At 54.6% G+C, this 25,844-nt stretch carries 28 protein-coding genes; 10 read left to right on the forward strand and 18 right to left on the reverse strand.

Translation table 11 applies throughout. From position 1 onward, the window contains the following. Window positions 1-12: 12 nt before the first annotated feature. The 9 genes from truD to E3E27_RS04465 form a co-directional block, all read right to left on the reverse strand. Window positions 13-1,260 carry a tRNA pseudouridine(13) synthase TruD gene (truD, locus tag E3E27_RS04425; protein ID WP_167773546.1) on the reverse strand — a complete coding sequence of 416 codons (1,248 nt, stop codon included), beginning with the start codon at window positions 1,258-1,260 and terminating at the stop codon, window positions 13-15. Between the two features lie 3 nt (window positions 1,261-1,263). Continuing rightward, window positions 1,264-1,620, reverse strand: a complete 357-nt coding sequence (gene pth2, locus E3E27_RS04430) for a peptidyl-tRNA hydrolase Pth2 (RefSeq protein WP_167773772.1) — start codon at window positions 1,618-1,620, stop codon at window positions 1,264-1,266. Window positions 1,621-1,684: 64 nt separating this feature from the next. Further along, on the reverse strand, window positions 1,685-3,742 hold the full coding sequence (locus E3E27_RS04435) for a hypothetical protein (RefSeq protein ID WP_167773547.1): 2,058 nt from the start codon (window positions 3,740-3,742) through the stop codon (window positions 1,685-1,687). Window positions 3,743-3,802: 60 nt separating this feature from the next. Beyond that, window positions 3,803-5,119, reverse strand: a complete 1,317-nt coding sequence (aspS, locus tag E3E27_RS04440; protein ID WP_167773548.1) for an aspartate--tRNA(Asn) ligase — start codon at window positions 5,117-5,119, stop codon at window positions 3,803-3,805. Between the two features lie 45 nt (window positions 5,120-5,164). Then, a complete protein-coding gene (locus E3E27_RS04445; RefSeq protein WP_014788211.1) occupies window positions 5,165-5,677 on the reverse strand; it encodes a KH domain-containing protein in 513 nt (170 codons plus the stop codon). A 101-nt stretch (window positions 5,678-5,778) separates the two neighbouring features. After that, on the reverse strand, window positions 5,779-6,399 hold the full coding sequence (locus tag E3E27_RS04450) for an HD domain-containing protein (RefSeq protein WP_167773773.1): 621 nt from the start codon (window positions 6,397-6,399) through the stop codon (window positions 5,779-5,781). A 32-nt stretch (window positions 6,400-6,431) separates the two neighbouring features. After that, window positions 6,432-7,109, reverse strand: a complete 678-nt coding sequence (locus E3E27_RS04455) for a DUF2226 domain-containing protein (protein WP_167773549.1) — start codon at window positions 7,107-7,109, stop codon at window positions 6,432-6,434. 4 nt (window positions 7,110-7,113) lie between these two features. Beyond that, on the reverse strand, window positions 7,114-7,467 hold the full coding sequence (locus E3E27_RS04460) for a roadblock/LC7 domain-containing protein (protein ID WP_167773550.1): 354 nt from the start codon (window positions 7,465-7,467) through the stop codon (window positions 7,114-7,116). Between the two features lie 5 nt (window positions 7,468-7,472). After that, entirely contained in the window at window positions 7,473-7,955 is a 483-nt protein-coding gene (locus E3E27_RS04465) for a hypothetical protein (protein ID WP_167773551.1), read from the reverse strand. 216 nt (window positions 7,956-8,171) lie between these two features. Here E3E27_RS04465 and E3E27_RS04470 point away from each other — a divergent pair, with 216 nt between their 5' ends. After that, window positions 8,172-8,897 carry a hypothetical protein gene (locus E3E27_RS04470; RefSeq protein WP_167773552.1) on the forward strand — a complete coding sequence of 242 codons (726 nt, stop codon included), beginning with the start codon at window positions 8,172-8,174 and terminating at the stop codon, window positions 8,895-8,897. Beyond that, complete coding sequence (locus tag E3E27_RS04475; protein WP_167773553.1) at window positions 8,875-9,240, forward strand: hypothetical protein; 366 nt, start codon at window positions 8,875-8,877, stop codon at window positions 9,238-9,240. Before E3E27_RS04470 ends, E3E27_RS04475 begins: the two co-directional genes overlap by 23 nt. Here the strand turns inward: E3E27_RS04475 and E3E27_RS04480 are convergent. From E3E27_RS04480 to hxlAB, 5 genes are read right to left on the reverse strand one after another with little or no spacing between them, the layout of a single operon-like run. After that, window positions 9,227-10,036 (reverse strand): DUF4392 domain-containing protein, encoded by an 810-nt coding sequence (locus tag E3E27_RS04480; protein WP_167773554.1) that lies wholly within the window; start codon window positions 10,034-10,036, stop codon window positions 9,227-9,229. The two genes, E3E27_RS04475 and E3E27_RS04480, sit on opposite strands and share 14 nt — an antisense overlap. A gap of 3 nt (window positions 10,037-10,039) precedes the next feature. Further along, window positions 10,040-10,219 carry a hypothetical protein gene (locus E3E27_RS04485; protein ID WP_167773555.1) on the reverse strand — a complete coding sequence of 60 codons (180 nt, stop codon included), beginning with the start codon at window positions 10,217-10,219 and terminating at the stop codon, window positions 10,040-10,042. Next, window positions 10,216-10,860, reverse strand: a complete 645-nt coding sequence (locus E3E27_RS04490; RefSeq protein WP_167773556.1) for a TIGR02253 family HAD-type hydrolase — start codon at window positions 10,858-10,860, stop codon at window positions 10,216-10,218. The genes E3E27_RS04485 and E3E27_RS04490 overlap by 4 nt, the downstream gene beginning before the upstream one ends. 8 nt (window positions 10,861-10,868) lie before the next feature. After that, window positions 10,869-11,624, reverse strand: a complete 756-nt coding sequence (locus tag E3E27_RS04495) for a hypothetical protein (protein ID WP_014788216.1) — start codon at window positions 11,622-11,624, stop codon at window positions 10,869-10,871. Between the two features lie 51 nt (window positions 11,625-11,675). Then, the gene (gene hxlAB / locus E3E27_RS04500; RefSeq protein WP_167773557.1) at window positions 11,676-12,896 is read right to left on the reverse strand and encodes a bifunctional 3-hexulose-6-phosphate synthase/6-phospho-3-hexuloisomerase; all 1,221 of its coding nucleotides are present in this window, start codon (window positions 12,894-12,896) and stop codon (window positions 11,676-11,678) included. A 138-nt stretch (window positions 12,897-13,034) separates the two neighbouring features. Here hxlAB and E3E27_RS04505 point away from each other — a divergent pair, with 138 nt between their 5' ends. Genes E3E27_RS04505 through E3E27_RS04515 form a run of 3 tightly spaced genes read left to right on the forward strand, consistent with a single transcriptional unit; the run spans window position 13,035 to window position 14,299 of the window. Continuing rightward, window positions 13,035-13,760 carry an arginase family protein gene (locus E3E27_RS04505; RefSeq protein WP_014788218.1) on the forward strand — a complete coding sequence of 242 codons (726 nt, stop codon included), beginning with the start codon at window positions 13,035-13,037 and terminating at the stop codon, window positions 13,758-13,760. 3 nt (window positions 13,761-13,763) lie between these two features. Further along, window positions 13,764-14,090, forward strand: a complete 327-nt coding sequence (locus E3E27_RS04510) for an Sjogren's syndrome/scleroderma autoantigen 1 family protein (RefSeq protein ID WP_167773558.1) — start codon at window positions 13,764-13,766, stop codon at window positions 14,088-14,090. After that, window positions 14,087-14,299, forward strand: coding sequence for a helix-turn-helix domain-containing protein (locus E3E27_RS04515; RefSeq protein WP_014788220.1), 213 nt, complete (start codon window positions 14,087-14,089; stop codon window positions 14,297-14,299). The genes E3E27_RS04510 and E3E27_RS04515 overlap by 4 nt, the downstream gene beginning before the upstream one ends. A gap of 59 nt (window positions 14,300-14,358) precedes the next feature. Here the strand turns inward: E3E27_RS04515 and trmBL2 are convergent, their stop codons facing one another. The 3 genes from trmBL2 to E3E27_RS04530 form a co-directional block, all read right to left on the reverse strand. Next, window positions 14,359-15,153: an HTH-type transcriptional regulator TrmBL2 gene (gene trmBL2, locus E3E27_RS04520; protein WP_014788221.1), complete on the reverse strand. Its 795-nt coding sequence runs from the start codon at window positions 15,151-15,153 to the stop codon at window positions 14,359-14,361. Window positions 15,154-15,502: 349 nt separating this feature from the next. Continuing rightward, window positions 15,503-19,189: a reverse gyrase gene (gene rgy / locus E3E27_RS04525; protein WP_167773559.1), complete on the reverse strand. Its 3,687-nt coding sequence runs from the start codon at window positions 19,187-19,189 to the stop codon at window positions 15,503-15,505. Window positions 19,190-19,241: 52 nt separating this feature from the next. Further along, window positions 19,242-19,772: an SWIM zinc finger domain-containing protein gene (locus E3E27_RS04530; RefSeq protein ID WP_014788223.1), complete on the reverse strand. Its 531-nt coding sequence runs from the start codon at window positions 19,770-19,772 to the stop codon at window positions 19,242-19,244. A 94-nt stretch (window positions 19,773-19,866) separates the two neighbouring features. Here E3E27_RS04530 and E3E27_RS04535 point away from each other — a divergent pair, with 94 nt between their 5' ends. Then, entirely contained in the window at window positions 19,867-20,100 is a 234-nt protein-coding gene (locus E3E27_RS04535) for a hypothetical protein (RefSeq protein ID WP_014788224.1), read from the forward strand. Here E3E27_RS04535 and E3E27_RS04540 read toward each other — a convergent pair. Further along, on the reverse strand, window positions 20,097-21,401 hold the full coding sequence (locus E3E27_RS04540) for a DUF4139 domain-containing protein (protein ID WP_167773560.1): 1,305 nt from the start codon (window positions 21,399-21,401) through the stop codon (window positions 20,097-20,099). The two genes, E3E27_RS04535 and E3E27_RS04540, sit on opposite strands and share 4 nt — an antisense overlap. 154 nt (window positions 21,402-21,555) lie before the next feature. Here E3E27_RS04540 and E3E27_RS04545 point away from each other — a divergent pair, with 154 nt between their 5' ends. The 4 genes from E3E27_RS04545 to cas7i all read left to right on the forward strand — a co-directional run bounded on the left by E3E27_RS04545 (window position 21,556) and on the right by cas7i (window position 25,840). Beyond that, a complete protein-coding gene (locus E3E27_RS04545) occupies window positions 21,556-22,254 on the forward strand; it encodes an acetate--CoA ligase family protein (RefSeq protein WP_014788226.1) in 699 nt (232 codons plus the stop codon). A gap of 256 nt (window positions 22,255-22,510) precedes the next feature. Then, window positions 22,511-23,302 (forward strand): CRISPR-associated endoribonuclease Cas6, encoded by a 792-nt coding sequence (cas6, locus tag E3E27_RS04550; RefSeq protein WP_167773774.1) that lies wholly within the window; start codon window positions 22,511-22,513, stop codon window positions 23,300-23,302. 250 nt (window positions 23,303-23,552) lie between these two features. After that, window positions 23,553-24,755, forward strand: a complete 1,203-nt coding sequence (cas8a1, locus tag E3E27_RS04555; RefSeq protein ID WP_240910648.1) for a type I-B CRISPR-associated protein Cas8b1/Cst1 — start codon at window positions 23,553-23,555, stop codon at window positions 24,753-24,755. Then, complete coding sequence (gene cas7i, locus E3E27_RS04560; RefSeq protein ID WP_167773561.1) at window positions 24,752-25,840, forward strand: type I-B CRISPR-associated protein Cas7/Cst2/DevR; 1,089 nt, start codon at window positions 24,752-24,754, stop codon at window positions 25,838-25,840. The genes cas8a1 and cas7i overlap by 4 nt, the downstream gene beginning before the upstream one ends. Window positions 25,841-25,844: the final 4 nt, after the last annotated feature.

Raw genomic sequence — 25,844 nt, forward strand, 5'->3', positions numbered from 1 at the left:
GATTTCTACCCATTAATGGTCCTTCATTATCTCCCTCAGGACACTCGTCGCGTAAACCCCCTTCGGCAGGAAGAAGCGGAAGCACATACCCGTGCCGGGAATGTAACCGTATGTTAAGCCAAGGGGCCTTATGAGAAGTTCCCTCCTCCCACCGGGTTCGGCCATCGGCCTCGGCAGTCTCCTGAAGGCTTCAAGGCCAATCCCTTCCTCCTCGAGGATTTCCCTCTCAAGCTCTCCCGGGAGACCCTTTGCTTCCCTCATGGAGAAGCCGAAGAGCGGGCCTGAAACCATCGCCTGCCCCTTCCGTACCTTCTCATTGACGAAATCCCTGTTGGTCTCGGTGACACGGTATGTTCTGTCGCGGTAGGGGATTCCGCCCTTCATTTGGACCACGACGTCCCCGGCGAGGGCCTCGTTCAGGGGAAGCTCCTCTATTCTCCTCGACAGGTAGAGGTTGAAGAGGTAGCTCTGGTAGGAGTGAATGAAGATGCGCATTATTGGGAGCGGGAGCGAGAGAAAGGCCTTCCTCCAGCTCCCCGTTTTTTTGTAGGTGTGGAGCAGAGTCCTCTCGTACCTCAGAAAGCGCGGGAACTCCTCCAAAGCCCTGTCCACGTCCCCGGTTTCCCAGAAGGTTTTCCTGGCCTCGTCGCCCTCCATACTCCCGTCTGCATGGCCGAGGAAGAGCCTCGCCGCTTCCTCAAACTCTCCCCGAAGGAGGAGCTTCCCGACGAGGTGGTTCACCACCCTTCTCTCCCCGAAGCGCTGGTAGCCGAAGTAGTTGGGAAAGCCCCCCTTCTCGCGGAGCTCGCGGACTATCTCCTTCGTCCTCTCAAAGGCCCTCTCGCCAACGTTCCTCACGGTTATCTTGAATCGGTTTCCAAGGAGGTGGCCGAGCTTGATGAAGCGGCCGTAGCCTGCAAAGGTCAGCTCGATGTCCCTGATCCGGAGCGATTCCACCTTTTCCCTGGCCCCCGCGGGGACGCTTATGTACTGATGAGTAACGGCGTGCCGGTCCTTGGTCCCGGCGAAGCCTATCTCGCGATGGCTTATCCCGGCACGCTTCGCTATCTCCTTTACGGCCGTCATCGTGTCCCAGTTGCGCTTCTTGAGGAGGAATATGGCATGTCTCTTGCCCTCGAAGATCGAGGGCAAAGGCTCCTCTATTACGACGAAGTCCTCGGGGAGGGCCTTTATCCGTCCGCCTATCCCCGGCCTCTCGCTCAGATGGCGGAACTGGGAGAAGAACTCGCGGTGGTCCATGGCTCACACCAGCTTCAAATGCCCGGTGACCTTATCGACGAGCTCCTCCGGCCCGGGACCGATTGCTAAAACGGTTACCGTTCCCGGCGGAATCTCGGTTAAGCCAGCGTCGCGTATCAGCGCTGTTGGAAGGCCGAGCTTCTCAGCCTGGGCCTTCAGCTGGAAGAGTTCTTCGAGGTTCTCCGCCTTCACCACGACCTTCTTCTGGCCCTCGTTGAACCAGGCCCTGAACCACTCTGGCTTTTCTTTCTGGGCCTTTAGAGCGGCCGTCACCGCCCCGTGAGCCACCTGAACGGCGAACTTGCCCTTGCTGAGCTTGAGGTCCCTCCGCGAGACTATGACCTGCTTGTACCTGAACATGACCCACACCGGAGAAACTCTGAGGGGTCGGTTTATAAAGTTAAGGAAGCAGAAAAAGGGAGAATCAGAGCTCGGCCATTCCCTGGCCGGTCTCGGTTTCTTCGCCCTCCTTCTTGGGCAGTCCTCCCGGACGCCTCTGCTTCTTCCTCTCAAGCTTCTCCCTGAGCTTCTCCGCCTCATCGCGGTACTTATATGCCAGTCCTCCCGCTATCACCGCGGCCAGCAGGAAGATTATCGCCAGGGGCAGCCAGGGGTTGCTCTTCTCCTCCTTGGGAAGGTAGTAGGCGGAGATGTTGGCGAGCTTCTCGGCCAGCGGGATCGGGTCCTCCATTCCGGCCAGGGTCTTGTTCACGTATTCCGGAAGCTCTTCGGGGGTAGGCCAGACCTTGACCTCCTCCCTGATTATCCTCGGCGGAACACTGTTTATGGTGACGAGGTTTCCTAGGTTGAGCCTGTGCTGACCGCCGAGCGGGTCGAGGTAGACGAGGGTGGCCCCGATGTTGGTCAGGTTCTCCTTGAGGACGGTGAGGTCGAGCTGGACTGTCTTGGTCTCGCCGGCCCTTATCGTGCCGAGCTCAACCAGACCCTGACCATCGACGCTTGCCGGGAGGTCGAGGAGCAGGGTGGCGTTCTTTACGAACTCGAAGTCCGGGTTGCCCTCGGAGGCGCTGAGGGTGAACTTAACTTTAACCTCATCACCGACTCTGGCGGTCACGTAGTTACTCCAGGTGCCGTTGTAGGCCTGGGCAGTGACCTCGATGGTGGGCACGTTGTAGACCTTGATGCCGGTCAGGGGAGCGGAGTACACGGTTTTCTTCTTGCCCGTCTCAAGGCTCTGGTCGTCGTAGAAGGTAACGACGGCCTTTCCAATGTCGAACTCGCCGACCTTGGTGGGCTTGAGGACGTAGATGAGCGCCGGCATGTTGGTGAAGGCCGGGAAGGTCTTGAGGTTCCAGGTCTTGGTCATGCTGATGAGCTCGAAGTCGTTCGGTATCGGCGCGGCGACGCTCACGTCGTAGGCGTCGCCCCTTCCCAGGTTCTTGACGTTGATGGTGACCACCAGGTTGTCGTCCAGCATTATCTCCTTGGGTATCGCATCGATCGTCGCCACGATGTTGGCCTGACGAAGTATCGGGGTCACCTGGGTTCCAAGTGGAGCGTAGACCCTAATCGTGGCCCTCTTGTAGTCCGGCTCGACGTTCTGGACGGAGAGCTTAAGGGGCGTTCCCGGAACGTCCTTTGGAACGTCTCCAACCTCTAGGAGCATCGTGCCGAGGCTCTCGCTGCCCTCCAGAACCTCAACCTTGGCAACGTCTGGAATCGCAGAGACAAGCTTAACGTAGTAAGTGGTGTTCTCAACCTTCACGGGGAGCTTCTCGTTCACGTAGAGGAGACCGTTGTAAACCAGCACCGTCTCCTCCTGCGGCGGTTCCGGCGGGTTCTCCTCGCCCTCCTTCACTATCTTGAAGTCCGTCGAGGCGACCTTGGGAATGTAGATGTTCACGGTAGCACCGTTAGTGACGGTGTTGGTGACCTCCACGGTGAGGTAGTTGGAATAGGAGTGTGAACTGTCAAGCTGGTAGCCGACGGAAGCCGCCGAACCCTTGTTCACGGTCAGCGTGTAGGTCTTCCCGTAGGGCATGGTGACGGTGAAAGTGGCCGTATCGCCCGAAACAGAGGTCAGTTTTATCTTTATCTGGGGGAACCCCTCGGGTAAGGTAATGGTGTTTCCAACGACCATGTTTTGGTCGGAGAGAATCTTCTGGAGGGGTGATTTTATCTCGAGGAGGACTGACTTGGTATCGTATCTAATCCAAAGGAGACTCACGTTCAGGTAAACGTTCGCACTCGACGGGTAGAGGAGGTAACCGTTGAGGCTCAGGACGTACCTGAGCGGCCCCTGAGGCCCGTTGACAAGGAGATAAATCTTGCTCCAGTTTGGCGTGACATCGACGAACTGAATCTCGAAAGGTCCAAGAATTGCCTTGTCTCCCAGGCCAAGGTAAACGTCACCGGTTATGCTGGCGCTCTCGGGCACGGCAGCTGACATCACTGGGCGTGCCATCGGTGTCAGTGAGAAAACCATCAGCCCCAGTAGGATTAAAGCAATGGCCTTTTTCATGCCTCCAGCCTCCAAAGAGTAGTTAGCTAATCACCAAAAGGAAAAGGTGGTATAAAGGCGTTACGGTGTGAGCCTCTTCCTGTCCCTCGGGAAGAGTATAACTTCCCTGATGTTTGGAAGGTCGAGCATCTGCTTTATCAGCCTCTCAGCGCCGAGGCCGAAGCCCCCGTGCGGCGGCATGCCGTAGCGGAAGGCCTGGAGGTAGAACTCGAAGTTGGCTGGATTGAGCCCCTTCTCCTTTATCTGCTCGACGAGAACATCGTAGCGGTGCTCCCTCTGACCGCCGGAGGTTATCTCAACGCCCCTGTACTCCAAATCGAAGGCCCTGCAGATTTCTGGCCTATCCTCGTACTTCATGATGTAGAACGGCTTCGCCTCGCTGGGGTAGCGGTAGAGGAAGTAAAGTGGAGCGTTCTCGTTCTCCATCATGTACTTCCCGAGGAGCCTTTCCCCTTCGGTGTCTATGTCCTCTCCCCAGGGGATTTCCTTGCCCAAATCAGCGAGAATCTCAAGTGCTTTGTCGTAGCTCAGCCTCGGGAACGGGAGCTTCGGCTCCTCAAGCTCGAAGTTGAGGGTCTCCAGTTCCTTCGCGTTGTGCTCGCGGACGTAGTTGATTGTATAAGCCACCAGCCTCTCAAGGAGGCTCATCACCTCTTCCTCGTTCTCGATGAACGCCATCTCCGCATCGACGCTCCAGGCCTCGTTGAGGTGTCTGGTGGTGTTGTGCTCTTCAGCCCTGAAAATCGGGGCTATCTCGTAGACCCTGTCCAAACCTGAAGCCATCATGATCTGCTTGTAGAGCTGGGGGCTCTGGGCAAGGAAAGCGTCCTTCTCGAAGTACTTCATGGGGAAGAGCTCGGTTCCGCCCTCGGTGGCAGTCGCTATAATCTTGGGCGTGTGGATTTCGATGAAGCCGTTCTCGTGGAAGAAATCCCTGATTGCCTTGAAGACGCTTGAGCGTATCTTGAAAATCGCCATCACTTCCGGCCTTCTAACGTCTATGAAGCGGTTGTCCAGGCGGGTGTCGAGCTCGGCCTTTACCTTGCCGGTCGGGTCGAGGGGGAGCGGGCTCTCGGCCCTGCTGAGGATTTCGAGCCTCTCAGGGAGAATCTCGAAGCCGAGCTTTGCCTTGGGCGTGAAGTTCACGATGCCTTCAACCGCCACTACGTCCTCGGCGTTGAGCTTCGGAATGAGCTTGAAGAGCTCCGGCTCGACCTTCTTCTTGGGGGCGGTTATCTGGACTATGCCTTCCCTGTCCCTGAGCCAGAGGAACTTTATTCCGCCCAAATCCTTGATTTCCCATACCCAGCCGGCCACCTTAACCTTCTGGCCGTTCAGCTCCTCAGTTATCTCGCTCGAGTAGTGCGTCCGATACATACCATCTACCTCCGGTTGTGAAACCTGTAGGAGAGAAAAGGAAGTTCAAATAAAGTTTATCTTTACCTCGGATCCGGTTATCTGGGAGAGTATGCTCTCCAGCACCTCAGCCTTCTCCGGGAGCTTCTTCCTGTCCCTGCCAAGGACGAGAACCTTGTAGTAGGTTCCCCCTCCGGGCTTGTAAACGATGTTCACGCCAAAGACTCCCGCCGGGTAGAGGAGGTCGGTGGCGAGCTTCTTGATGTCCTCGGTACCTTTGACCTCAACGGCCTCGATAACACGTATCCTCTTTCCAAGCTCCCTCATGAGGGCCTTGATGTTCTTTCCGCCTTTGCCGATTGTTACGGGGACGTCGCCCTCACCAACGACGATGACTATGAGATCGCCGGCCTCAACGGCCTTCTTGAACTCCATATCAACGTCCCCGATGAGCCTGTAGAGAAGCCTCGCGACCTTAACGTCCAGTTCGGAGATAATCCCCTCTTGGAGCTTTTTCTCGTCAGCCGGACACAGAATGTCGTCGGTCTTCAAGCACACCTCACAGATTGGCGCCTTCATCTTCTCACCTCCTCGCCTGAGAATGACCTTAAAGGGGCTAACCCTTAATTCTGGAAGTCCTTTAAAAAGGTTATTATGGAATTAAAAAGCCGGAAAAGGGTTCAGATTTCGCCCTCTATCTCGCGCCTTATCCTCTCAATGAATTCAAGGGTAAAGACGTGCCTCTCCTCGGCAATCCTCCTGGCGGTTTCGGTGTACATCAAATCCTTGAGCTTGAGGATCTTCTCCTCGAAGTGCCTTAGAGATGCCTCTATGTCCCTTCCATGCTCGCCCGAGTACATAAAAACACGCGCTATTCCGATAGCACCAATCGCGTCAAGCTTGTCGGCGTCGCTCAGGATTTTTGCCTCGAGCGTTTTCGGCTCGGGTCCCCTCGAAAAGCGATGGGCTTCGATGGCATGGGCGACAGCTTCAACCTTCTCCTCGGGGTAACCTAGGCTCGTCAGGAAACGCCTCGCAATTTTTGCACCCTCAACCGCGTGGTCCTCGACCTTCCCCGCGCTCTCCAGGGGCCTCGCTATGTCGTGGAGGAGAGAGGCCAAAGCGAGCACCTCTAAATCGGCCCCCTCCTCCCTGCCGATGTGGAGGCAGAGGTTGAAGACCCTTTCGGTATGGCTAAAGCCGTGCGTCCCTTCCCTCTCGAAGAAGCCCTTCGCGAACTCCCTCGTCCGTTCTATCAATCTGATTGAATCCTCTTCCCTTATGAAGTCTTCCAGCCTCATCATAATCACCGTCCAGAAAAAAAGAAGTGAGTTTAAAAGGCTAATCCAGCTTCAATGTCCATTTTAAGCTTGATAGCTTCCGCTACATCAAGAAACGATGTGGAATGTTCAAATACTTCACTCCCAACAGGAAAACTCCCCTCGCCTGAGAAAAAGCGGTAGACACCATTTTTAATCACATGATCAAACTCCCTGAGAAGGAACAGAACTGCGTCATCACCAAGTAGGTTTCCACTGAGGAGATGTGCCCTGAGTGTTATTCCATTCTGAACGGCCAAATGCCACTCTCTATCCCCACTTTTAATCTGGAGCCACCCACTAAATGAACGGTACAACTTAAGAAGTTCTTGGATCTCGTTGCCTCTGAGGCTCATCAGGGGGAATGAACTAACAGCCAAAGTCGGCCTTTCAGACAGTATACTGCCAACCTCCGCTTCATACACTTCAAATGCCTTTACAAGCCCCTTGGACAGAGCAGTTTCAATGTCATCAATGGCATTATTACCCTCTCTGCTGTATCCTGAAATGACAGCCTCAACGAAAGCACCAATGACCCTGCCAGAGGCCACGAATATAAACGCCCTTTTGAGATCCTCTCCATCACGCCAAGAAAAAAGGACATAACCCTCCCCGAGGTCTTTGAGAACCTCGGGGAATATTGAGCGTGTCTCTATTCGTACAAGCCGACCGCTAAACATTACCCTCACCATACTCCTACAACATTGAGGCTATCTTCTGGGCGTTCCGCTTGAGGTAAATTCTAACCAGGCCCAGATTAACCTTCGGATCGGTGAGGACCGTGAGAACCGCGTTCTCTCCAGCTTCAACCGTTATTATCTTGCCCTTAGGAGATTCAAGCGTCACCATGTCAACTGCTTCCTCGTGAAAAACTTCGTTGGACACGTTGAGTGCAGTTCCATATATGGTTGCAACCATGGCTGAGACACTTTCAATGTCAATCGTCCTATCACTGGCCTGACCCTCTATGAGCAGACCATCTTTGCTAACAATCGCGACACCCCTGACACCCTCAACCCTGAGGAGGTCGGCTATAACATTTTCAAACATTTTGATCACCCCAAGATAAGCATGTCTACCTCAACGTGTCTGTCTGAAACACGAATCCCCCGTATCAGAACGTTCTTCCCACTAAATCTCTTTATAGCGGCCGCTATAGCATTGGCCATAGGGTACAGGACGGGCTTCATGCCATTCTTATCGAGAAGTTGGAGGGCATACAGGTCCATAGGATTATCCAGCTTTAATGTCACCACGTTACCGTTTACGATTATTTCCCCTTTCTCCGCGAAGCCCAAAGTGTTTATCATAACCTCAGTGAACCTGTTTAGAAGTTCCTGAGGATCATCACTGCCTTCAAAGTTCAGTCCGTATTCCTCCATCATCGTGTTAAGTAGCTCTTCCCCGATTGAGTTCCCCAGACCTCGAGCACCTGCCCCAAGAACCTTATATATTCCATAAAGAACTAGGTTGTTTATTTTGGTTGCCATTTCTTCTGACCTCTCATTAACTCTCTCCACGACTTTCGCCTCCGTCATGGATAACACCCCAAAGGGGGCTGTCACTGGAGTGATACTGTGTGAATATATAATATTTGCCGCATGATATTTGGAAATGATTTCGCATTAGTTATATAAACCCACTTTGCCAATAGTGCACAACGACCTATGAAGCTTAAACCTGAGGACGTCGAGAAAATACTACAATTAAGGGCGCAAGGATTAAAGCTCGATGAAATCGCGGCGGTGCTTGGAGTGTCGCGAAGAAGGATACTCCAGGTTCTTAAAACAAAACAGATTAACACTCCTGGCAGAAAGCGAGAAGAACTGTCTCCCGAGACGGTTCAACTCATACTGGATCTTAAGCGTCAAGGTTATACGATAGAAGAAATCCAGAACTATCTATCCGGGGTTAATATTAATGTGTCCAAGTACAAAGTGTGGAGCACGCTAAGAGAACAGAAGACTCGAAAGCTGTCGGGAGAAATAAATAAGATGTTTAAAAAATGGGACTCCATAATTGCAGTGATATTGCTACACCCCAAGGCAGGAACCAGACGATTGAAGCTTCTCCTGATTCTAGACATTAGAAACTGCAAAATTTTGTTGTGGGTCCTTACTGAGTCTTTGAGACTAAGGAATGTCATTGAGTTGCTCGATAGTGTCCTTGAGAGCAATATGCGTAATAGAATCCACGTAGTCATTTCGAGAACACCTCCCCTTGTCCCAACAAGAGGACATGAAAATAAACTGACAAGGCATCTAAAGAAATTAAGAATTACCTACCATTGGATCACCTCTGAGGACCTAGTAAGGATTCAAAAGAGGATCACAAAACGGCTATCCAGGAACATGGAACCCGAACAGCCCGAAGTATGGTTTGAAAAATCTGGAATAGCTCTCATTGAGAGGTACTGTTCAGAGTATGTAAAGCTCATCGGACTGGAGGTTGGTAAAGATGAGATTCCTGGAGAAACTTAGGAACCTCTTAAAACCAGGAACAAAAGAATTTGGAAGCTTCCAGGAGTTGTTGGAAAGGAGATTCGGAATTAAAGAGTTTATTCTAGCAACCGCAGAGGGCCTCCCAATAAGCGGAACCCTGGATTCAGTTGAAGAACTCTCAGCCGAGCTCCCGGAGCTACGAAAGAAACTATCATCATTGGAACCTTCAGATGACTACATCGTAATCTCAAAGGAGGGGATATACCTTATACTCGCTATAACGGACGACGTCGTCATGCTGGCCAAGACAGAAAAAATCCCGACCTGGGAGCGACTGAGGGAAATAAAAGAAGCAACGGGGAAGGAACTCAACCTTCTTTGAATTCGACAATTTTATTTAAAAGCTCAACGATGGCATCGTGAACGCTCAAGCTTACCCCGTCCACGGAAGGCGTCTGGGTCTTCAGGACACCGTCGATTAACCCGAGCTTCGAGATGGCCTTCACTATCGTCCTCTCGTCCCAGCCGGGGAGCAGCTCCCTCCCTAACTCAATTGAGGCCTGGGCAACGAGGCCATAGGCGCCCCAGTTGGAAACGGCCGAGAGGATCAGCTCATCGGTCTCCACGACGCTTGCTATTCTCTCACCATGGGGAACGTGCTTGACGACCAGATCCCTTATCCTGCCCATTCCAGCCTCGTTTCCCCCGTCGCCTATGCCTATCGTTGGCACCCCAACCTCTCTAGCCGTGAGGATAACACCGTCAAAAGTTTCCCTCGTTATCTCCAGCCCACTCATGGAGTAGTACCTCCCATCGGCCGCCCTGCCGGGGGTTTCCACCGCGATGACCAGAGAATAGGAGGAAACGTCCGGTTCCCTGACGAATTCCAGTCCGAAGGCATCGAGTGCATTTTCCACCTCGGGATAGGTCAGTATCTCCGCCCTGCCGCCGAGGGTTTCAACGGCCTTGGCCAGGGCCAGCGTTCCCGGCGGCCCGTCGGTCTCGGCGCGCATGGTGGGGGGTATGGGGAAGCCCGTGACGATGAGCACTCTATCATAATTGTCCAAAAACATTTTTGCAGAATTATGTAAAAAATTGGGATTCCTCCTGCGGTAGTCCAGGTACAGGCCCAGAACCCCGCGGTTTCCCACGTCGGTGTTTATGAGGTGGGCTATCATGGCTCATTCCCCTATCTCGTACACGACCACCTTAACCCTCTTTCCCTTCACGGCCTCCTTGAGCTTCCACCATAGCTCCGTCGGCTTCTCACTCCTGTGGGTCAGCTCGTGGCCGTTCTCGAGTCTGACCTTCTTCTCCGAATACTCGACAAAGACACCCTCCCCACTGAATATCTCCTTCATTCCAATCCCCCCAGGATTTTTCTAAGCTCGTGAAGGGTCCTAATCTCGTAATCCGCCATGTTGTAACCGATTTCACCTTCCCGGTTTATCCAGACGGCGGTCATTCCAACGTTCTTGGCACCGTAAACGTCCTGGCTCAGTGAGTCGCCGACCATAACCGCCTCATCGGGCTCGACTCCCAGGGCTTCAAGGGAGTAGAGGAAAATTTTAGGTTCGGGCTTTATGGTCCTCACGTCCTCGCGGGTGACGATTACGTCAAAGTACCTCGAAAGGCCGGTCAGCTCGAGCTTGAGCCTCTGGTACTCTGGCCCGCTCGTGATGACGCCCAGGAGGTAGCCCTCTTTTTTGAGCCACTCGAGGGTCGGCACCGTGTCGGGATAAACCTTGAGCCTGTGGGGGTATCTTTTTAGGAGCTCTTCGTAGCGTAGGTCGAGGTCGAAGAGCCTGAAGAAGAAGTTCCAGTCGTGCCAGTCGTAGGTGTCCCTCCTTTCGAATATCTCGGCCAGAAAGCGCTCCCTTGCCTCGTCCTTGCTGATTCCAAGCTTTTTCGAGAGCCTGTCGTAGACCTGCGGGAGGAAGAGCTGGATAAGAGGCATCTCTGTCAATATCGTCCCATCGATGTCGAAGAGAACCGCCTTCATTCTATCACCTACCACTTCTTAACCAGCAGTGCCAGTATCTCGACCCTGCCGTTTAAACTTTCGTCCGTTATGACGCCCCATATTATGTCCTTCTCCGACAGTACCTCCTGAAAGTTCCGCAGTATGCTGTGGGCGCCCCTCAGTGGAAAATCGCTCCCGACCAGGATTCCAATCAGGCCCCTCTCCCATATCCCCCAGTGCCAGGTGAAATCCACCTCGCGGAGGAGGCGAAGTATGCCCACGTTGCCCCCTCGGATCATGTTGAAGAGGTCCGCATAGTCGATGTTCACGAGCATCTGCGTTTCCAGGTAGTAGTAGAGACGGGAGAACATCTCGGCTATGTTGGCAGAGGCTCTCTCAAAAGCTTTTACCAGGGAAACGTTTTCATCGGAGAAGAAGTCCCAGAGGGAGTCGTAGAAGACCGTTTCAAATTCCCGTGCCCAGGAGGGTTTTTTCTCCTCAACAAGTTCCTTGCGGGGAGTGAGGACGTAGGCCAGCTTTATGGTATCCCCCGGGGCACTCTCGGTTATGATTTCCCTGAGCTCGTGGTTGATGTCCTTGTCCTCGAACACGAGCCAGAGAAACGTGTCCCTTGGGAGCCTGGAAAAGAAGTTCCTCAGCCGATCCTCGTAACTATTGGAGTTCGGAAGGAGATAGTATGCTGGATTGACGGTTACCTTGACTATCCCGTCGGCAGTGATGCTGTTTACAATCCTCGCTCCGGTTCCCCCGATTCCGACGAAGACGTGGGTAAAAGACTGCATGACGACCCCTAAAAGGAAAATATGGGGGGCCGTTCATATCCTTTTCGGTGCTCACTCAAGGGTGGCGTGCTTCCGTTTCATGTCCTTCTCGGTCTTCTGGAAGGTCGCCATGAGGAGCGCTATGACGCCGTCGAGGAATATCATGGTCGAGTCCTCGAAGAGGGTTCCCATCGGCGCTATCCACTTGTACTTCGTGAGCATCTGCCTCGCTATGTAGTCGGTTGGTATGTCGGTCTTGGCCCTTCCGGGTATCTCAACCACCACGTCCGCGAGCTTTCCAAGGGTCGAGCTGGCGTAGGAGGTTATCGCAACAACCTTGCCTCCCTGCTTCTTGGCTATCTCTGCGGCATCGACGATGCTGTTGGTCTCGCCGGAACCGCTGATGGCTATGAGGAGATCTCCTGGTTCAAACGCAGGTGTTATGGTCTCACCGACGACGTAAACGTTGAAGTCGAGGTGCATGAGCCTCATCGCGAAGGCCTTGCCGACGAGGCCGCTCCTGCCGGCGCCGTAGATGAATATCTTGTTGGCCCCTATCATGGCGTCGATGAAGCCGCGAACCTGATCAAGCTTCAGCTCTCCCGCGACGTTGTTGATGTGGTCGAGTATGTCGGTCATGGCCTTTCTTATGGTCATCATGTACTCGCCCCAGAAGAGGTCTATTATCTTCCTGGTGACTTCCTCCGGATCCTTGGCCTTGGTTATCGCGCCGCCGACGATTATTATGGTGGCGCCAAGCTCGACGACCTTGGGTATGGTATCAAGGTTTAAACCACCGGCCACCGCAACGGGAACGCTCACAGCCTTGACGACCTTTTCCAGGTCCTCCAGCGGGCTCTTGCCCTGAACCTGCTCGTCTATGCCCGTGTGGACGAGTATGTAGTGGGCGCCCATCTTCTCGAGTTCCTTGGCGCGCTTAACCTTGTCCTTGACACCGATTAGATCGACCATGACCCTGATTCCATACCTCCTGGCGACCTCGACCGCGTCCTTTATGGTCTTGTCGTCCGCGACGCCGAGGATAGAAACAACATCGGCACCGTGCCTAGCCGCCATCTCGACCTCCAGAGCGCCGGTGTCCATGGTCTTGAGGTCGGCGACGATCTTTCTGTCCGGAAAGCGCCTCTTGAGAAGCTCGACAGCGCGCATGCCCTCTTTCTTTATGAGCGGGGTCCCAACCTCTAGCCAGTGAGCGCCGCCCTTCGCAGCCTTCTCGGCTATAGAAATGGCCTGCTCAATATCAGTGAGGTCCAGGGCAACCTGGAGTATCATCTCCTCGCCTCCGAAGAGTTTTCGATTTAAGCTTGCGATGCTACTTTTTAAACTTTGGCATTGCAAATTAACATTTAGATGTCCAAGAGCTCGGCCAAACTTTAAAAGCACGAGACCCAACAGGGGGCGGTGGAATCAATGGTAACGTTCATTCCCTTCGGAGAAAAACCCAACAGGGACGGGGTTCTGTACGTTCTCCAGCTCCTCAAGCGCAACAAGCTCATCGACGACTACATGATAGTGGAATCAAGCAGGGTCGAGCTTTTGGCCGAGAGGATTCCCCAGGATAGGGCGTACATAATAGGGGAGCACCTTGCCACGTACGGGATAGCTGAAAAGCTCAGGCCCCAATCCCTCATCAGCGTCGATGCCCACACTGACCTTATGCACGACTACCTTGACCACGGCTCGTGGCTCGCCTACGCCCTGGAAGAGCGCCTCGTGAACAGGGCCGTCGTTCTGGCCCCGGTTCTGATGATACCCACAACCGAGAGGACCCAGCTGTGGACGAGAAGGGTCAAAATATTCCCGGCTCTGCTGAGGAGCAGGAGGGTAAGGGGAAAGTGGAGGGCCTACAGGAACCTCCAGACCAACGACCTCTTGGAGATACTTGACGAAACCAAGAAGTACCTCGGTGATGAGGTTTACCTCACCGTGGACATGGACGTCTTAAGACCGGAGTACAAGATAGCCCGCTTCCAGCACGGCGAGCTGACCCTAGAAGAGCTCCTAGAGCTTTTGGAGGGAATCAAGGAGAACTTCAGGATAAAAGCCTTTGACATTGCCGAGGTCTCGGACAGAATAAGACGCTCGAGACTCGGAAAGAAGGCGTTCGTCGAAGTGTTCCAGCTCCTGGGAGGGTGAGAGATGACGAAGGCTCCCACGGAGGAGGAGATAAGGAAGATAATAATGCCCCTCATGCTCTCCGGCGCTAAGATGCTTGACAGGCACTGCCCCAAGTGTGGCTCCCCGCTCTTCGAGAAGGACGGGAAGGTTTTCTGCCCCGTCTGCGAGCACAGGAAGAAGCAGAGACAGGCTGAGCTGAAGGGCGTCGAGGAGAGGCTGATGGAAAAGCTAAACGAGCTCGCCAACTCCCTCCCGGAGGACATCGAGGAGCTTGAGAAACACTTAAGGGTCATGGAACTCATAATAAATCTGTTAGAAAGGTACAAAGTCCTGGAGGGAGGGGAATGAAGAACGTGAAGGTTCTCAAGGCCCTTGAGAGCGGCCCGAAGACCGTCGAGGAGATAGCGGAGGAAACCGGGATCAGACCGATGGAAGTGAGGCGTTATTTACTCCGCTTCGCCGAGAGCGGGAAGGCCGAGGCCTTTGAAAGGGACGGGAAGCTTTACTGGAAGCTGAAGGAGAAGGACGAGCTTGAGGAAGAGTTCAAGTACGTCTGACTTTTCTTTCCATTATAATTGCAGAAAAGAGCAACACAAACGAAAGGGGAGAAAAGGAATCAGGCCTTCTTGGCCTTCTCCCAGTACTCGTTGAATTTGCCCTCGAAGAGGGCCTTGACGCGGAAGTCCTTGATCCAGATCTGGGTCTCGTAGTTGAAGTACCTTGCCGCCATGTCCTCGAGGGCGAAGAAGACCTCGTCGTCGCAGATGAGCATCGGGAGCTCGAGCTTGTCGATGACCTTGAGCTCGAGCTTGCCGGCCTTGTAGTAGTCCATTATCTTTGAGGTGCCGAGCCTGTGGAAGACGTTCTCGGTGACTATTATCTTGGCCTTGGCGCCGTTGTCAATGGCCTTGATGATGTCGCTCTCAAGGTTGATGGCTATGTAACCGTCGTCAGCCAGGAGGATCTGCTCCTTGACCTCCTCGAACATCTCCTTGGTCTTGAGGGTGGCGTTCCTTATGCCCCTCACGACCCAGACCTTCTCGACACCGTACTTCGGAATCTCGGTCTCGATGAGCGGGCTCATGAGCTCGAGGAGCTCCTCCTTCGCCTTCTTCTTGGCCTCAAGCTCCTCGGCAACGCGCTCCTGCCACTCCTCGATGAACTTCTCGAGGATGTTCTGCGGGTGAACGGGCCTGTACTTGTTCACCTTGCCCGGCTGGCTGATGGCGAAGCCCTTCTTCTCGAGGCTCCTGAGAACGTCGTAGGTCCTTGGAGCCGGGACCTCCGAAACGCTGGCCAGCTCGGCCGGGGTGAGGACGCCAAAACCAACTAATGCCACGTACGCCCTGGCCTCGTAGAGGTTCAACTCAAAGTGCTCCTGAAGGAGCTCAACCATCCTGTCCTTAACCATCTTTACCACCACCACATTTTCTATATTCGAAGTTGGATTTCATCACATATAAGTTTTTTCCAAACTTTGTTAGTGTCTCCGGTTATGTTCCGGAGACTGCCCGGGATAACTTTCCCGGATATTACGGCCGTTGCGCATTCATGCAAACCTATTACTACATAGGGATTTTAAAATTTTTGGTTTTACTGGGGAGCAAAATTTCAAGTTGAAACTTTATGTTGCTCTCCGCCAGAGAAAATCAGCGAAAACCAGACTTTATGTACGTGTGAGTTCCAAGATCGTACCACCACGATGTTGTTAGAACAAATATTTAGAAACTTGGAAAGGGTAACTGACCGTACGGAAATCATCATACGGAGCCTTCATTTCCACCTTTAAGGTATTCCTGAAGCTCCCGATAAAGGCCCCCCAGAACCTTCTGGTAGTCCACGCCCTTCTCCTCTATGCGGTCCATCAGCTCCTCCAGCTCCCTCGTCTTCTCCTCACTTACGAGTTCTCTATATTTACTTATGAGATAGTGGTAGACCTTGATGCCCTGATCCGTGGGCACGAGCTTCTTTCTTCCGCGAGTCTCGATCACGTAGTAGCGCTGGAGCAGGGTCTGGACTATCTTGGCGTAGGTTGAAGGCCTTCCTATCTTGCGCTCTTTCATGAGCGCTATTATGTCGCCCTGGGTGTAGAGGGAAACCTTGGGCGCCTTCCACTTCTTGGCCTCGACGACTTTAAGCTTAGCTCCAGGCTCAAGCTTTGGCAGCTGCCTCATCGGCGGGCTCCTCAGCTTTGTCCAGCCGTCCTCGATTACCTCGACGTAGCCCTCGAGCTCGACCTTCCCAACGCCGGCATCGATGACCGCCCTCTCCATGAGAAGCTTCGCAGCCCTCATCTGGCTCGTCATGAAGCGCCTGAATATCATGTCGTAGAGCCTGTAGTGGTTCCTTGTGAGGTTCTTTGGAATCTGAATGATTCCATCGCGGATTAACTGCATCAGCCTGCCCGTGTCTATTGGCCTCGTGGGCCTTATGGCCTCGTGCGTTCCTTCTTCACCCCAGTGTCTCGGCCTGAAGTACTCCTCACCGAGCTCTTGGGTGATGTACTCCTTCGCTATCTCTATCCCGGTGTTGCTGACGTGAGTGGAGTCTGTTCTGTGATAGCTCGTCAATCCGGCCTCGAACAGATCCTGCGCTAAGCGCATCGTCTCGGGTGCTGACAGCTTGAGGAAAGTCGAGGCGTCCTTCAGCATGGCGTCGGTCGTGTAGGGGGGCAAGGGGTTGAGCTCCTTCTCCTCCAGCTCGACCTCCTCAACGGTGACGTACTCCGGCGGCTCAACCTTCTTGCCGTCCTTTCCCACCTCAAGGGTTACCTGGAGACCGTTCTCAAGGGTTAAACCAAGGAAGTAGGTCTCGCTCTCGGTGAACTCCTTATAGCGCTCGATTATCCAGCCGAGAACTGGCGTTTGAACCCTTCCGGCTGAGAGGTTGCGGTTCTCAAAGACGCGCTGGAGTTCCTGGCTCAGCTCGAAGCCTATCCATCTGTCCTCTATGCGCCTCACTATCTGGGCATTAACGCGGCCCTCGTTCACGTCCCTGGCTTCCTGAATGGCCCTCATTATCGCCGGCCTCGTCACCTCGTGGAACTCTATGCGCTTGATGTTCGGCGTGTAGGGGCTGAGAACGTTCCTTATGTCCCAGGCTATCTTCTCACCCTCCGTGTCGGGGTCGGTCGCGATGAGTATCTCATCTACCTCTTGCGCCAGCTCACGCATGGCCTTAACGTTTTCAAGCGCGTCCCTCACGTTCGTTGAGCCGCAGCGCGGGCAGGTACCTTTCTCCTCCCAGTCCACGAACTGATGGCCACAGTCACGGCAGCGTTTTATGGTGTCGTAGACGGGAATAAACCTCAGCATGCCATCTTTTTCATCAACGAGAACGCCGTGGTAGCCCTCGTTCGTCACGAGATCGAACATGTGCCCGCCGCTCGCGAGAATGGTCAGCATCATGTTACCTATGCTCACCTCGTAGGCGACCAGATCCCCTATCCTCGTCTTGCTCGGCTGACCGAAGAAGTTGGCTATCGTTCTGGCCTTGTTGGGGCTCTCAACTATCATGAGTGCCGACTTGACCAAATCCTTGACCTTGGCGCTTATCCTGCCCTCCATGACGAGCCTTACCTTCTCCCTGTCCTCGTCTATCTGCCGCAGGAGTTCGCCGAGGTCCAGCTCCTCGAAGGGCACCATCTTGAACTCCGTAAAGCGCCAGCGCATCTGCCTGACCAGGCCGTTGAAGACCTTCTCGTTGTCCACTATGAGGACGCTGAGGCCCTTGGTTATTCCGCCCGCGAAGAGCCTGCTCGTCCTTCCGGTGGCCTGGATATATGTTCTGACGTCGGGAATCTCGATGTACCACTTCCCCTCTTCCTCGACGAGGCTGACGAATGGATCCTCGGCGAGCCTTTTGAGAACCTCCTCGTCCCTCAGAACCTTCCTCAGGAACTCCACCAGCTCGCGGAAGACGCCGAGCACGTGGTTGTGGAAGTCGTTCTCTATAGGCAGTCCCTCCGCGAGGGCCTCCTCTATCTTGAGGAGCTCGAACTGTGGAATGTTCCTTATGAGCCTCCTGAGCCTCGCGTGGAGCTTCTCAGCCTGCTTCCTGTCTTCATCGCTCAGAAAGTCCATGACCTCACTGAGGAGGCCGAGGGCGCGGTAGATTGTCGGCCTCTCGAGGTCTATGGAAAAGCGGAACTTGGGAACGCCGGTGAAGACGGCGTAGCGTATCAGGTGGGGCAGGTCGAGACCCCTGACCAGTGAGCCGTAGTAGGTGGCGGAGCCTATGAGGTAGTCCGCCTCGCCGTTTTCAAACCTCTCGATGGCCTTCCTGTTCTTTGAGCTTACCAGCTCAACTCTGAATCCCCTCTCGCGGAGGTAACCGACCAGCTCCTCAGCATAGCTCAATCCCTGGTCTATTGGCGTGAATATTATTCCTCCCTTCCCGAGCCTCGTTAGGAGCTCCTCCACATGCTCCCTGATGTCCTTCGTGGGCTTGAGGTAGCTGTCCACAACGTTCCTCAGTGCGCTCCTTCCGCTTCCGACCTCGAAGCCAAGAAGCTCGCGGTAGAGCTTTATCCTGTCACCCCTCGCGCTTCCCGTCGCGGAGGCGATTATCATTATTCCAACCGGGTTCTCGCGCTTGAACTCCTCAATTTCGCGCTGAAGCTCCGAGATCTGGGAGTTCAGCTCCCTGAGTTTCTCTTCCCTGTCCTGGGAGCGGCCGTTGAGGTACTTTGACATCTGCTTCTTGAGCCTTATTATCTCCCAGGCCTTGGCGATGATCTCCTCGTTGAAGCCGAGCAGGTGGAGAGAGCGGTCTATGTTCTTGCTGGCCTTGAGAAACGCATCGACGTCATCGACGAAAATGAAGTCGAAGCGCCTGCCCTCCAGCTTTTCGTCGTAGTTCCTGGCCAGCCACTGGGCGCTGGTTATGAGAACGTCATAGTTGCCACCCTCGATTTTGGCCAGCATCTCCTCCTTCTCCTTCTTGCGGAGGTTACCGTGGTAGTAGGCGAGGTTTATCTCGACGCCCGCCCTCTCGGCTATGGCCTGAATCTTCTTGGCGGTTTGAATCACCAGTGGGGTGGTTGGGACCACTATGTAGCTCTTCTTGCCCCCGAGGGCGTGCCACACCGCCATGACCGCTCCAAAGGTGCTCTTACCCATTCCGGTCGGCGCGATTATCGAGAAGCTTCTCCCCTTTAAGAGCCTCTTCACCCACGTCCTCTGGGCACTCCAGAAGGTGAAGCCCGTCGCCTTTTCAAAGAACTCCTCGACCTCCCTGAGCCCGGCTTCAAGGGAGTGAATCCTCTCCCACTCCTTGAGCGTTCCCCTCAGCTGGAGGGCGTTTCTGACGGCAGTGATGAGTTCAAAATAGGAATCAGCGTGAACGGGACTTTCGAGACACTCATCACAGGGGTTCTTCATTACGAGCCTCTCGTCGGAGATTCTACCGGCGCAGTTCGGGCACATCTCCCGGTAAATCGCCTTCATTTTCCCACCCTCTAAGTTTTTATTTGGGGAACGGGGGATTTATAAGGCTTTTTTAGAGGGCAGACTCGAGTTCCCTCAGCTCGTCCTCGAGCTTCACCGCCAGCTCGTAGTCATCGAACACGTGGCGGTACTCATCGAGAACTTCTTCAAGGACGTGGAGGGCTTCCTTCTTGCGGGTTATCCCAACCAGCCTTAAGGCCCGCCTGAAAAGCTTCGCAACCTCGCTCCCGCTCTCGTCGGTGCTCATGGTAAAGAGGAGTTCCTTGAGGGTAACGTCGAGCGCCAGCTCGGGGACCTCGGCCAGAAACTCCATGGCAACGGCCTCAGGAAAAAGCTCGGCATGTTTATCAAAGCTCTCGAAGTAGAAGCCGCTCTCGTGGGCCTTGAGAACGGCCGCGACGTGCTTGCAGTCCCCGCCAAGGGGGCAGGTGCAGCGGTTCTCGCCCGTGGAGAGATCTAGCTCGACGTAATAGGGATACGTGCCGAGAACCTTGGAAAAAAGCTTACCCCCGTGCTTGACCACCCATAGGACCTTTCCCGCCTTATAATAACGCTCCCCCTTCCGGAGGGTTTTTTCGTCCATAGCACCCACTCCCAAAGGCTCGGCCTACACCGCTTTAAGCCTTTCGGACGAAAGCATTTTATCCCCAGGGTACATACAGCAACCGGTGGGACAGATGGACGTGTTCGAACTCGCGAGGCGCTACCACGATGAGTTGGGCATAAAGGAGCCGAGCATGGCCACGATGGCTGCTGAGCTCTTCGACGACCTGGGCCTCAAGATGGCGGAGTTCCTGAGGGAGGAGGGCTACGCGGTAGTTGGAACCAAATTCATCGACTACGACAAGAGCCTCGTCATCGAGGTTACGAGGGGAGAAAAAAGGTTTGAAGTAACGCTCCGGAAGGGCTAATAGCGGTTCTCGTAGTCAAAGATTATCTCCTTCTTTTCACCGGGGTTAATCGTAACCTTGAACTCCACGTAGTTTGCAGTCTCGTTGATAGGTTCAACGTTTGATGTAACTACCTTTCCCCACTTGTGGTGCCTGACGATGACCGTTTTAGTCTCGTTCCCGAAGTTCTCAAGGGTGATTTTGACCTTGTAGTAGGAGTAACCATCACCGTTCCTCTGATCGAGCACGGTCGTCGTGCCTTTAAGGTCGTAGTCCCGTCCAATGCCTATCCTAAGCACATCACCCCTGGGGGTGTGCTCTATGGTCCTCTCACCCACCAGCAGGCTTCCATCATCGGTCTCCCGGTATATCTCCACTATACCCGCCGGGAGAACCTTCTCGGTCTTGAAGGATATCGACTCGTAAACCGGCCCTTCCCGACTGTAGGGCCAGCTCTCGTAGAGGTACTCCCTCTCGAAGGGAACCTCGAAGCTTATGTAAGGGTACATCATCTTGCTCGATGGGTTGAGGTCAACGACTCCAAGCTTGTAGAGGTAGAACGCCTCTATCTTCTCCGGCTGACCGACGTTAACCTGGTCGGTTCCCTTCTCCGCCATGGCGTAGAGAACCCTGGGCTGGGGAACGTTCTGGTAGAGCTGAACGTCGCCGGCCACCAGCAGGACCTTCGCACCCTTGAACTCCTGTGCCGTCGGGTTGTTGAGGACGATGTAGCCGTAGAGCCTTGCGTCATCACCGATGTAGAGCTTGTACCTGCTCTCCCAGCTAATGTTGGCGACGCGGTAGGTTATGCTCACGTTGTACTTCCCCGCTTTGTCGGCCTGTATGGCCGCATAAACGCTCGCCTGACCCTCAAGGTTCCTGGCCTTGAAGTAGACAACCTCGTTAGGGTTGATCAGGTAGTAGCCGTCCCCCTCGATGGCTATCTTCCCGTTCTTGAAGCCGAGGAACTTGCCGGTAACGGTATCGCCACCTCTCAGCTTTATCTCAACTTCACTCCCGATGTTGGCGCTGTAGACGTCCCCGCCCTGGCCTTTACTGAAGATGCCGAGAACCCGGACCCCCTCATCAAGGGGCATTATCGTGACTTCGGCTATGTTAAGGCCCGCAAGCTCCTCGAGGGGAACATCGTTTATTCCCTCTTCCAGTTCAAGCTCGAGCGTCTTCTCTACAACCCCAATCTTCGCGGAGTTGTAGAGAACAACGGTGGTGTCGCTCGCCACCGCCTTTTCTCCCTGGAACGAAAAAACCGCCAGGATTACAAGTGCAATTCCACCAACTGCAGCCATCGCCTTTTTCCTCATGAGAATCACCTGTACTATATTCGGCGGCAGGGTATTTATACCCCCCTCATCGCTTCAAACCGGGCCGAAACGAAAGAAACGAAAGGTTGGCAAATGGAAACCCTTTTAACCCCCCGACCGGATTGAGAACTGTCAAGCTGATGGGGTGATTGGTATGGACAGGATTGAAAAGGCTAGGGCAATCATCGAGAAGGCCAAGGCCGAGAACAGGCCGCTCGTCGAGCCTGAGGCGAAGGAGATACTCAAGCTCTACGGTGTCCCCGTCCCGGACTTCAAGGTCGCCACCAACGAGGAAGAGGCTGTAAAGTTCGCCCGTGAAATAGGCTATCCGGTCGTCATGAAGATCGTTTCTCCGCAGATCATTCACAAGAGCGACGCCGGCGGTGTCAAGGTCAACATCAAGAGCGACGAGGAGGCGAGGGAGGCCTTCAAGAAGATAATGGAGAACGCCAGGAACTACAAGCCCGACGCCGACCTCTGGGGCGTCATCATCTACCGCATGCTCCCGCTCGGCAAGGAGGTCATCGTCGGCATGATCCGCGACCCGCAGTTCGGCCCGGCGATAATGTTTGGTCTCGGTGGAATCTTCGTCGAGATCCTCAAGGACGTCAGCTTCCGCGTCGCCCCGATAACGAAGGAGGAAGCCCTCGACATGATAAAGGAGATCAAGGCCTACCCGATTCTGGCGGGGGCACGCGGTGAGAAGCCGGTGGACATCGAAGCTCTGGCGGACATCATCGTCAAGGTCGGCGAGCTCGCCCTCGAGCTTCCGGAGATCAAGGAGCTCGACATCAACCCGATCTTCGCCTACGAGGACTCAGCCGTTGCCGTCGACGCGAGGATGCTTCTCTGAGGGCTCTGGCCCCTTCTCTCTTCTACCCACACTGCCGTTTGTATAACCGTGGTTATTATAACGACGATTATAGCACAGGGCGCGTGATGAGGGCTTACCCCAGATTTACGAAAACAGGATAGAATAAATTACTCTCATCTCTTTTCATTTACTGAACCTTTATATTTCAATTTAGATTGTACCCCCAATTGGAGAAAATCTTATAAGGTCTGGGAACGTACCCTTTTTTGATGTATACCTCCGTATGGTGAACGAAATGGTCAGGTTCCTAATAAGACTCCGCCCGGAGAATGAGCCGTTCCGGATACCATTCAGCCACCAGCACAAGCTGCAGGGCCTGATATACCACAGGATACAGCGCGTGAACCCCGACCTAAGCCTGCGCCTCCACTCGCCGAAGGTTCCTAAGCTCTTCACCTACTCCCTCTTCATGGCGGAGAAGCGCGAGCTGGCCGAGGACAGGAGTTCGCTACTCGGCTACAGGCACGGTTTCTTCTACTTCTCAACGGCCGTTCCAGATATAGCTGAGGCGTTCATTGGGGGTCTGCTTCAGCAGCCGGAGGTCGAGCTCTGGGACGAGAGGTTCATCGTGGAAGAAGTGAAGGCCTTGGCCGAGCCGGACAGACTAAGCGGGAGGAAGCTCGTGACTCTCTCGCCGATAGCCGTGACCACAAAGCGGGTTCAGTTCGGAAAGCCGAAGAGCTACGATTTAAGTCCCTCCGAGCCAGAGTTCTACGAGCTGATACGGGAGAACCTCAGGGAGAAGTACCTCGCGATATACGCCCAGAGGCCGCCTGAAGAGTTCGAGATAAAGGTGCTCAACGCCAAGCCCAAGCGCTTCGAGGTCAAGCCGGGGATCTTCCAGATAGCCTGGCACCTCGTGTTCCGCGCGAGGGGCGACGAGGGCCTGCTGAGGGCAGGTTATCTGGCCGGCTTCGGGGAGAAGAACTCGATAGGGTTTGGAATGGTGAAGGTTGATGAGCGGAAAGGGAAAGTGAAAAGGAGCTGGAAGGGAGGTGTGAATAATCGGGAAGGAAAAGCCGCTTGACGGGTTCCTGAGGGGGCAATCCCAAAAGGATCCACCACGTGATGAACTCCCGAAAGAGAGCAACGAGAGAGTTCCTCTCTTTGACTGGACCGGACACCCCTTTGTCGATGGAGGCCTAACCGCGCTGCTGCTACTGAGCAAAAAGAGCTCTCCTGAAGAACTGACGGAAGAGGACATTGAGAAGGCAATTGAGTTTGCGTCAGAACTCTATGCTAGGAAGGAGTGGAGCTCCGGCTACATTCACGCGATGATGCTTCCTAACAGCGGAATCCTGATGGCCAACCCGAGCATGGCGAAGAAGAGAACGCCTGAGGCGATAGCCGAGAACCTTAAGGACCTTCTTGGCGAGCCGGAAGACAACAACGCACCTATATGCGAAATCTGCGGAAGGAGGCACTCACGCCCAAGGCCGGTCTACCGCTCGGACTTTCCCCTCGTTGGGACCGGCGGAGTCCCAAACTACTTCCCCTCGGCGAAGGACGGCCTCAACGTCTGCTCCCACTGCCTTTTCCTCGTGCAGTTCCTCCCGCTGGTTGCTTACAAAGTCGGGGGAAGGGTCCTCGTGATGCACACCTACCCCCACGAGCTTATGCTCGAACTCCACGGCGAGGCCATAAACGACGTCAGGAAGAGCTTCCTCGCCTCGAACGCAAGGGATTTTAAGAGGCCGGAGAACTTTCTCTTCCACCTCCTCGGGGAGCTGACGAGGAAGACGGAGCGCGACGAGCTCTGGGGCAATGCATCAATAACGCTCTACCACTTCGTGAACAACAACCAGGGGCAGGACCTTCAGATAATCCACGTTCCAACGCCCGTGTTGCGCTTTGTTGCCCACGCAGCCCGCTACGACAGGGCAGGCTGGAGGAGAATTGTAGCGATGGGCTGGCGCAACCGGCCGAGCGAGGAAGAGTTTGAAAAGTACGAGCGGAGCTACGCCAACGAGGTTTACGCCAGACTCTTGGCCGAGGAGAGCATCTTGCCCTACTTCATCGACATAAAAAACCGCCGTGCAAACGCGAAATGGTCGCTTCTGTCTTTCTACTGCTCGGAGGTGTTGGGTTTGGATAAGGAGGCTTTGGAGTTTATTAAGGACGTCGGGGATAGGATTGTCGAAACGCTGGAGAAGCTCCCGGACAACCAGCTTTCGAAGCGCGTCAGGGAGCTGGAGAGGGCGGAGAGGCTCTACCAGTTCGAGGCCTTCTTCGTGAACCTCGAAAAGCTCCGCCAGAGGCTCGGGATAGAGAAGCCGCTCATGACGTTCGACGAGTTCGCGACGGTTCTCACCTCCTACGGGGAAGACCTGAACGTCTCGTGGAGGACGGTAAAGCACCTGCTCCTCTTCAGGGTCTATGAGAGGCTCCACGACAGGCTGATGAAGGCCTCGGAGGAGGCCGGGGAAGAGGTTGAGGAGAACGAAGAAGTTGAGATCTTTGGAATGGGGGTGGAAGAATGAGGTTTGCGACCGGAATGGTATTGATCGACGCGCCGCACTCCGCTTTGAACATGCTCGGAATCGACGAGAGCCTCGCCGACAGGAACGTGACGAGGGTTAAGACCTTCAGGAGGGGTGGAAAGCGCTACCCCTACGTCTCACCGCAGGCCTGGCGCTACTGGTGGAGGTTCACGCTGAAGGAGCACTTCAACTGGGAGCTTTCCCCGCTCTATCGCGAGCAGAAGCAGGTCTTTACCGCAGCGAACCCCCTCAAGTACCCCGATGACGACGTCTTCGGCTACATGCGGGCCTTCAAGAAGGGCGGCGTGAACGTGACCGTTACGCGGGTCTCGCCCCTTAAGAACACACCGCTGATTTCTGTACTCCCCGACAGGAGCTCCATAACCGTCGATGAGGGCTACGCCTCAAGGCACGAGGGAGACCCCGTTCCCTACAGCCAGGAGTTCTACTCGACGGTTTTCAAGGGTGCGTTCTCCCTTGACCTCGACTCAGTCGGCAGGTTCACGATAGTCAGCAAGGCAGGCTTCAAGAACCTGCTCACCTGGGGCGACGTTCCAAGGGACAAGAAGGGCAACCCGAAGAAGGGCACAGAGGACGTCGTTAATGAAATCAGGGAAATGGAGCGCATAGCGGAGGAACTCGGCGTTCAGAGAACCGAAAAAGAGTGGCTCATGCCCCCCGAGATCAGGAGGACGCGTGCCACTGAGGCCATCAAGGCCCTCCGCCTCCTGACCGGCGGGGCCAAGCAGAGCCAGTACCACACCGACGTGACCCCGAAGTTCGTCCTGCTCCTCAACGTAGATGCCGGCATAAACCCCTTCATAAGCGACCTCGTCTTCGAGGAGAAGGGTGAGATCCGCTTCGACGCCGAGGCCCTTGCAAAGAGGCTCAAGGACCTCAAGGAGGTAATACCCGAGGGCACAAAGCTCTACATCGGCTACGATGCCGGCTTCGTCCGCTCCCTTGGCTGGGACGTCAATGAAATGGCCAAGGCGGTGAAAGAAGCAGGCATCGAGGTCTTCACGGGCACCGTTGGTGAAGCGGTAGACGAGTTCGCCAGGGAAATCGAGGCCTACTACGGGTGAGCCC

It is taken from the genome of Thermococcus sp. MV11 (assembly GCF_012027285.1).
Classification (GTDB): Archaea; Methanobacteriota_B; Thermococci; order Thermococcales; family Thermococcaceae; genus Thermococcus; species Thermococcus cleftensis.

Excerpts from the sequence above, each read along its gene's own strand:
- cas7i (WP_167773561.1), top strand. The coding sequence starts at position 24,752 with ATGAGGTTTGCGACCGGAATGGTATTGATCGACGCGCCGCACTCCGCT.
- E3E27_RS04510 (WP_167773558.1), top strand. The coding sequence starts at position 13,764 with ATGACGAAGGCTCCCACGGAGGAGGAGATAAGGAAGATAATAATGCCC.
- truD (WP_167773546.1), bottom strand. The coding sequence starts at position 1,260 with ATGGACCACCGCGAGTTCTTCTCCCAGTTCCGCCATCTGAGCGAGAGG.
- rgy (WP_167773559.1), bottom strand. The coding sequence starts at position 19,189 with ATGAAGGCGATTTACCGGGAGATGTGCCCGAACTGCGCCGGTAGAATC.
- E3E27_RS04540 (WP_167773560.1), bottom strand. The coding sequence starts at position 21,401 with ATGAGGAAAAAGGCGATGGCTGCAGTTGGTGGAATTGCACTTGTAATC.
- trmBL2 (WP_014788221.1), bottom strand. The coding sequence starts at position 15,153 with ATGGTTAAGGACAGGATGGTTGAGCTCCTTCAGGAGCACTTTGAGTTG.
- E3E27_RS04505 (WP_014788218.1), top strand. The coding sequence starts at position 13,035 with ATGGTAACGTTCATTCCCTTCGGAGAAAAACCCAACAGGGACGGGGTT.
- E3E27_RS04545 (WP_014788226.1), top strand. The coding sequence starts at position 21,556 with ATGGACAGGATTGAAAAGGCTAGGGCAATCATCGAGAAGGCCAAGGCC.
- cas8a1 (WP_240910648.1), top strand. The coding sequence starts at position 23,553 with ATGCTTCCTAACAGCGGAATCCTGATGGCCAACCCGAGCATGGCGAAG.
- E3E27_RS04490 (WP_167773556.1), bottom strand. The coding sequence starts at position 10,860 with ATGAAGGCGGTTCTCTTCGACATCGATGGGACGATATTGACAGAGATG.
- E3E27_RS04485 (WP_167773555.1), bottom strand. The coding sequence starts at position 10,219 with ATGAAGGAGATATTCAGTGGGGAGGGTGTCTTTGTCGAGTATTCGGAG.
- pth2 (WP_167773772.1), bottom strand. The coding sequence starts at position 1,620 with ATGTTCAGGTACAAGCAGGTCATAGTCTCGCGGAGGGACCTCAAGCTC.
- E3E27_RS04475 (WP_167773553.1), top strand. The coding sequence starts at position 8,875 with ATGAGATTCCTGGAGAAACTTAGGAACCTCTTAAAACCAGGAACAAAA.
- E3E27_RS04465 (WP_167773551.1), bottom strand. The coding sequence starts at position 7,955 with ATGACGGAGGCGAAAGTCGTGGAGAGAGTTAATGAGAGGTCAGAAGAA.
- E3E27_RS04515 (WP_014788220.1), top strand. The coding sequence starts at position 14,087 with ATGAAGAACGTGAAGGTTCTCAAGGCCCTTGAGAGCGGCCCGAAGACC.
- E3E27_RS04460 (WP_167773550.1), bottom strand. The coding sequence starts at position 7,467 with ATGTTTGAAAATGTTATAGCCGACCTCCTCAGGGTTGAGGGTGTCAGG.
- hxlAB (WP_167773557.1), bottom strand. The coding sequence starts at position 12,896 with ATGATACTCCAGGTTGCCCTGGACCTCACTGATATTGAGCAGGCCATT.
- E3E27_RS04445 (WP_014788211.1), bottom strand. The coding sequence starts at position 5,677 with ATGAAGGCGCCAATCTGTGAGGTGTGCTTGAAGACCGACGACATTCTG.
- E3E27_RS04495 (WP_014788216.1), bottom strand. The coding sequence starts at position 11,624 with ATGCAGTCTTTTACCCACGTCTTCGTCGGAATCGGGGGAACCGGAGCG.
- E3E27_RS04530 (WP_014788223.1), bottom strand. The coding sequence starts at position 19,772 with ATGGACGAAAAAACCCTCCGGAAGGGGGAGCGTTATTATAAGGCGGGA.
- E3E27_RS04455 (WP_167773549.1), bottom strand. The coding sequence starts at position 7,109 with ATGGTGAGGGTAATGTTTAGCGGTCGGCTTGTACGAATAGAGACACGC.
- E3E27_RS04450 (WP_167773773.1), bottom strand. The coding sequence starts at position 6,399 with ATGAGGCTGGAAGACTTCATAAGGGAAGAGGATTCAATCAGATTGATA.
- E3E27_RS04535 (WP_014788224.1), top strand. The coding sequence starts at position 19,867 with ATGGACGTGTTCGAACTCGCGAGGCGCTACCACGATGAGTTGGGCATA.
- cas6 (WP_167773774.1), top strand. The coding sequence starts at position 22,511 with ATGGTCAGGTTCCTAATAAGACTCCGCCCGGAGAATGAGCCGTTCCGG.
- E3E27_RS04480 (WP_167773554.1), bottom strand. The coding sequence starts at position 10,036 with ATGATAGCCCACCTCATAAACACCGACGTGGGAAACCGCGGGGTTCTG.
- aspS (WP_167773548.1), bottom strand. The coding sequence starts at position 5,119 with ATGTATCGGACGCACTACTCGAGCGAGATAACTGAGGAGCTGAACGGC.
- E3E27_RS04435 (WP_167773547.1), bottom strand. The coding sequence starts at position 3,742 with ATGAAAAAGGCCATTGCTTTAATCCTACTGGGGCTGATGGTTTTCTCA.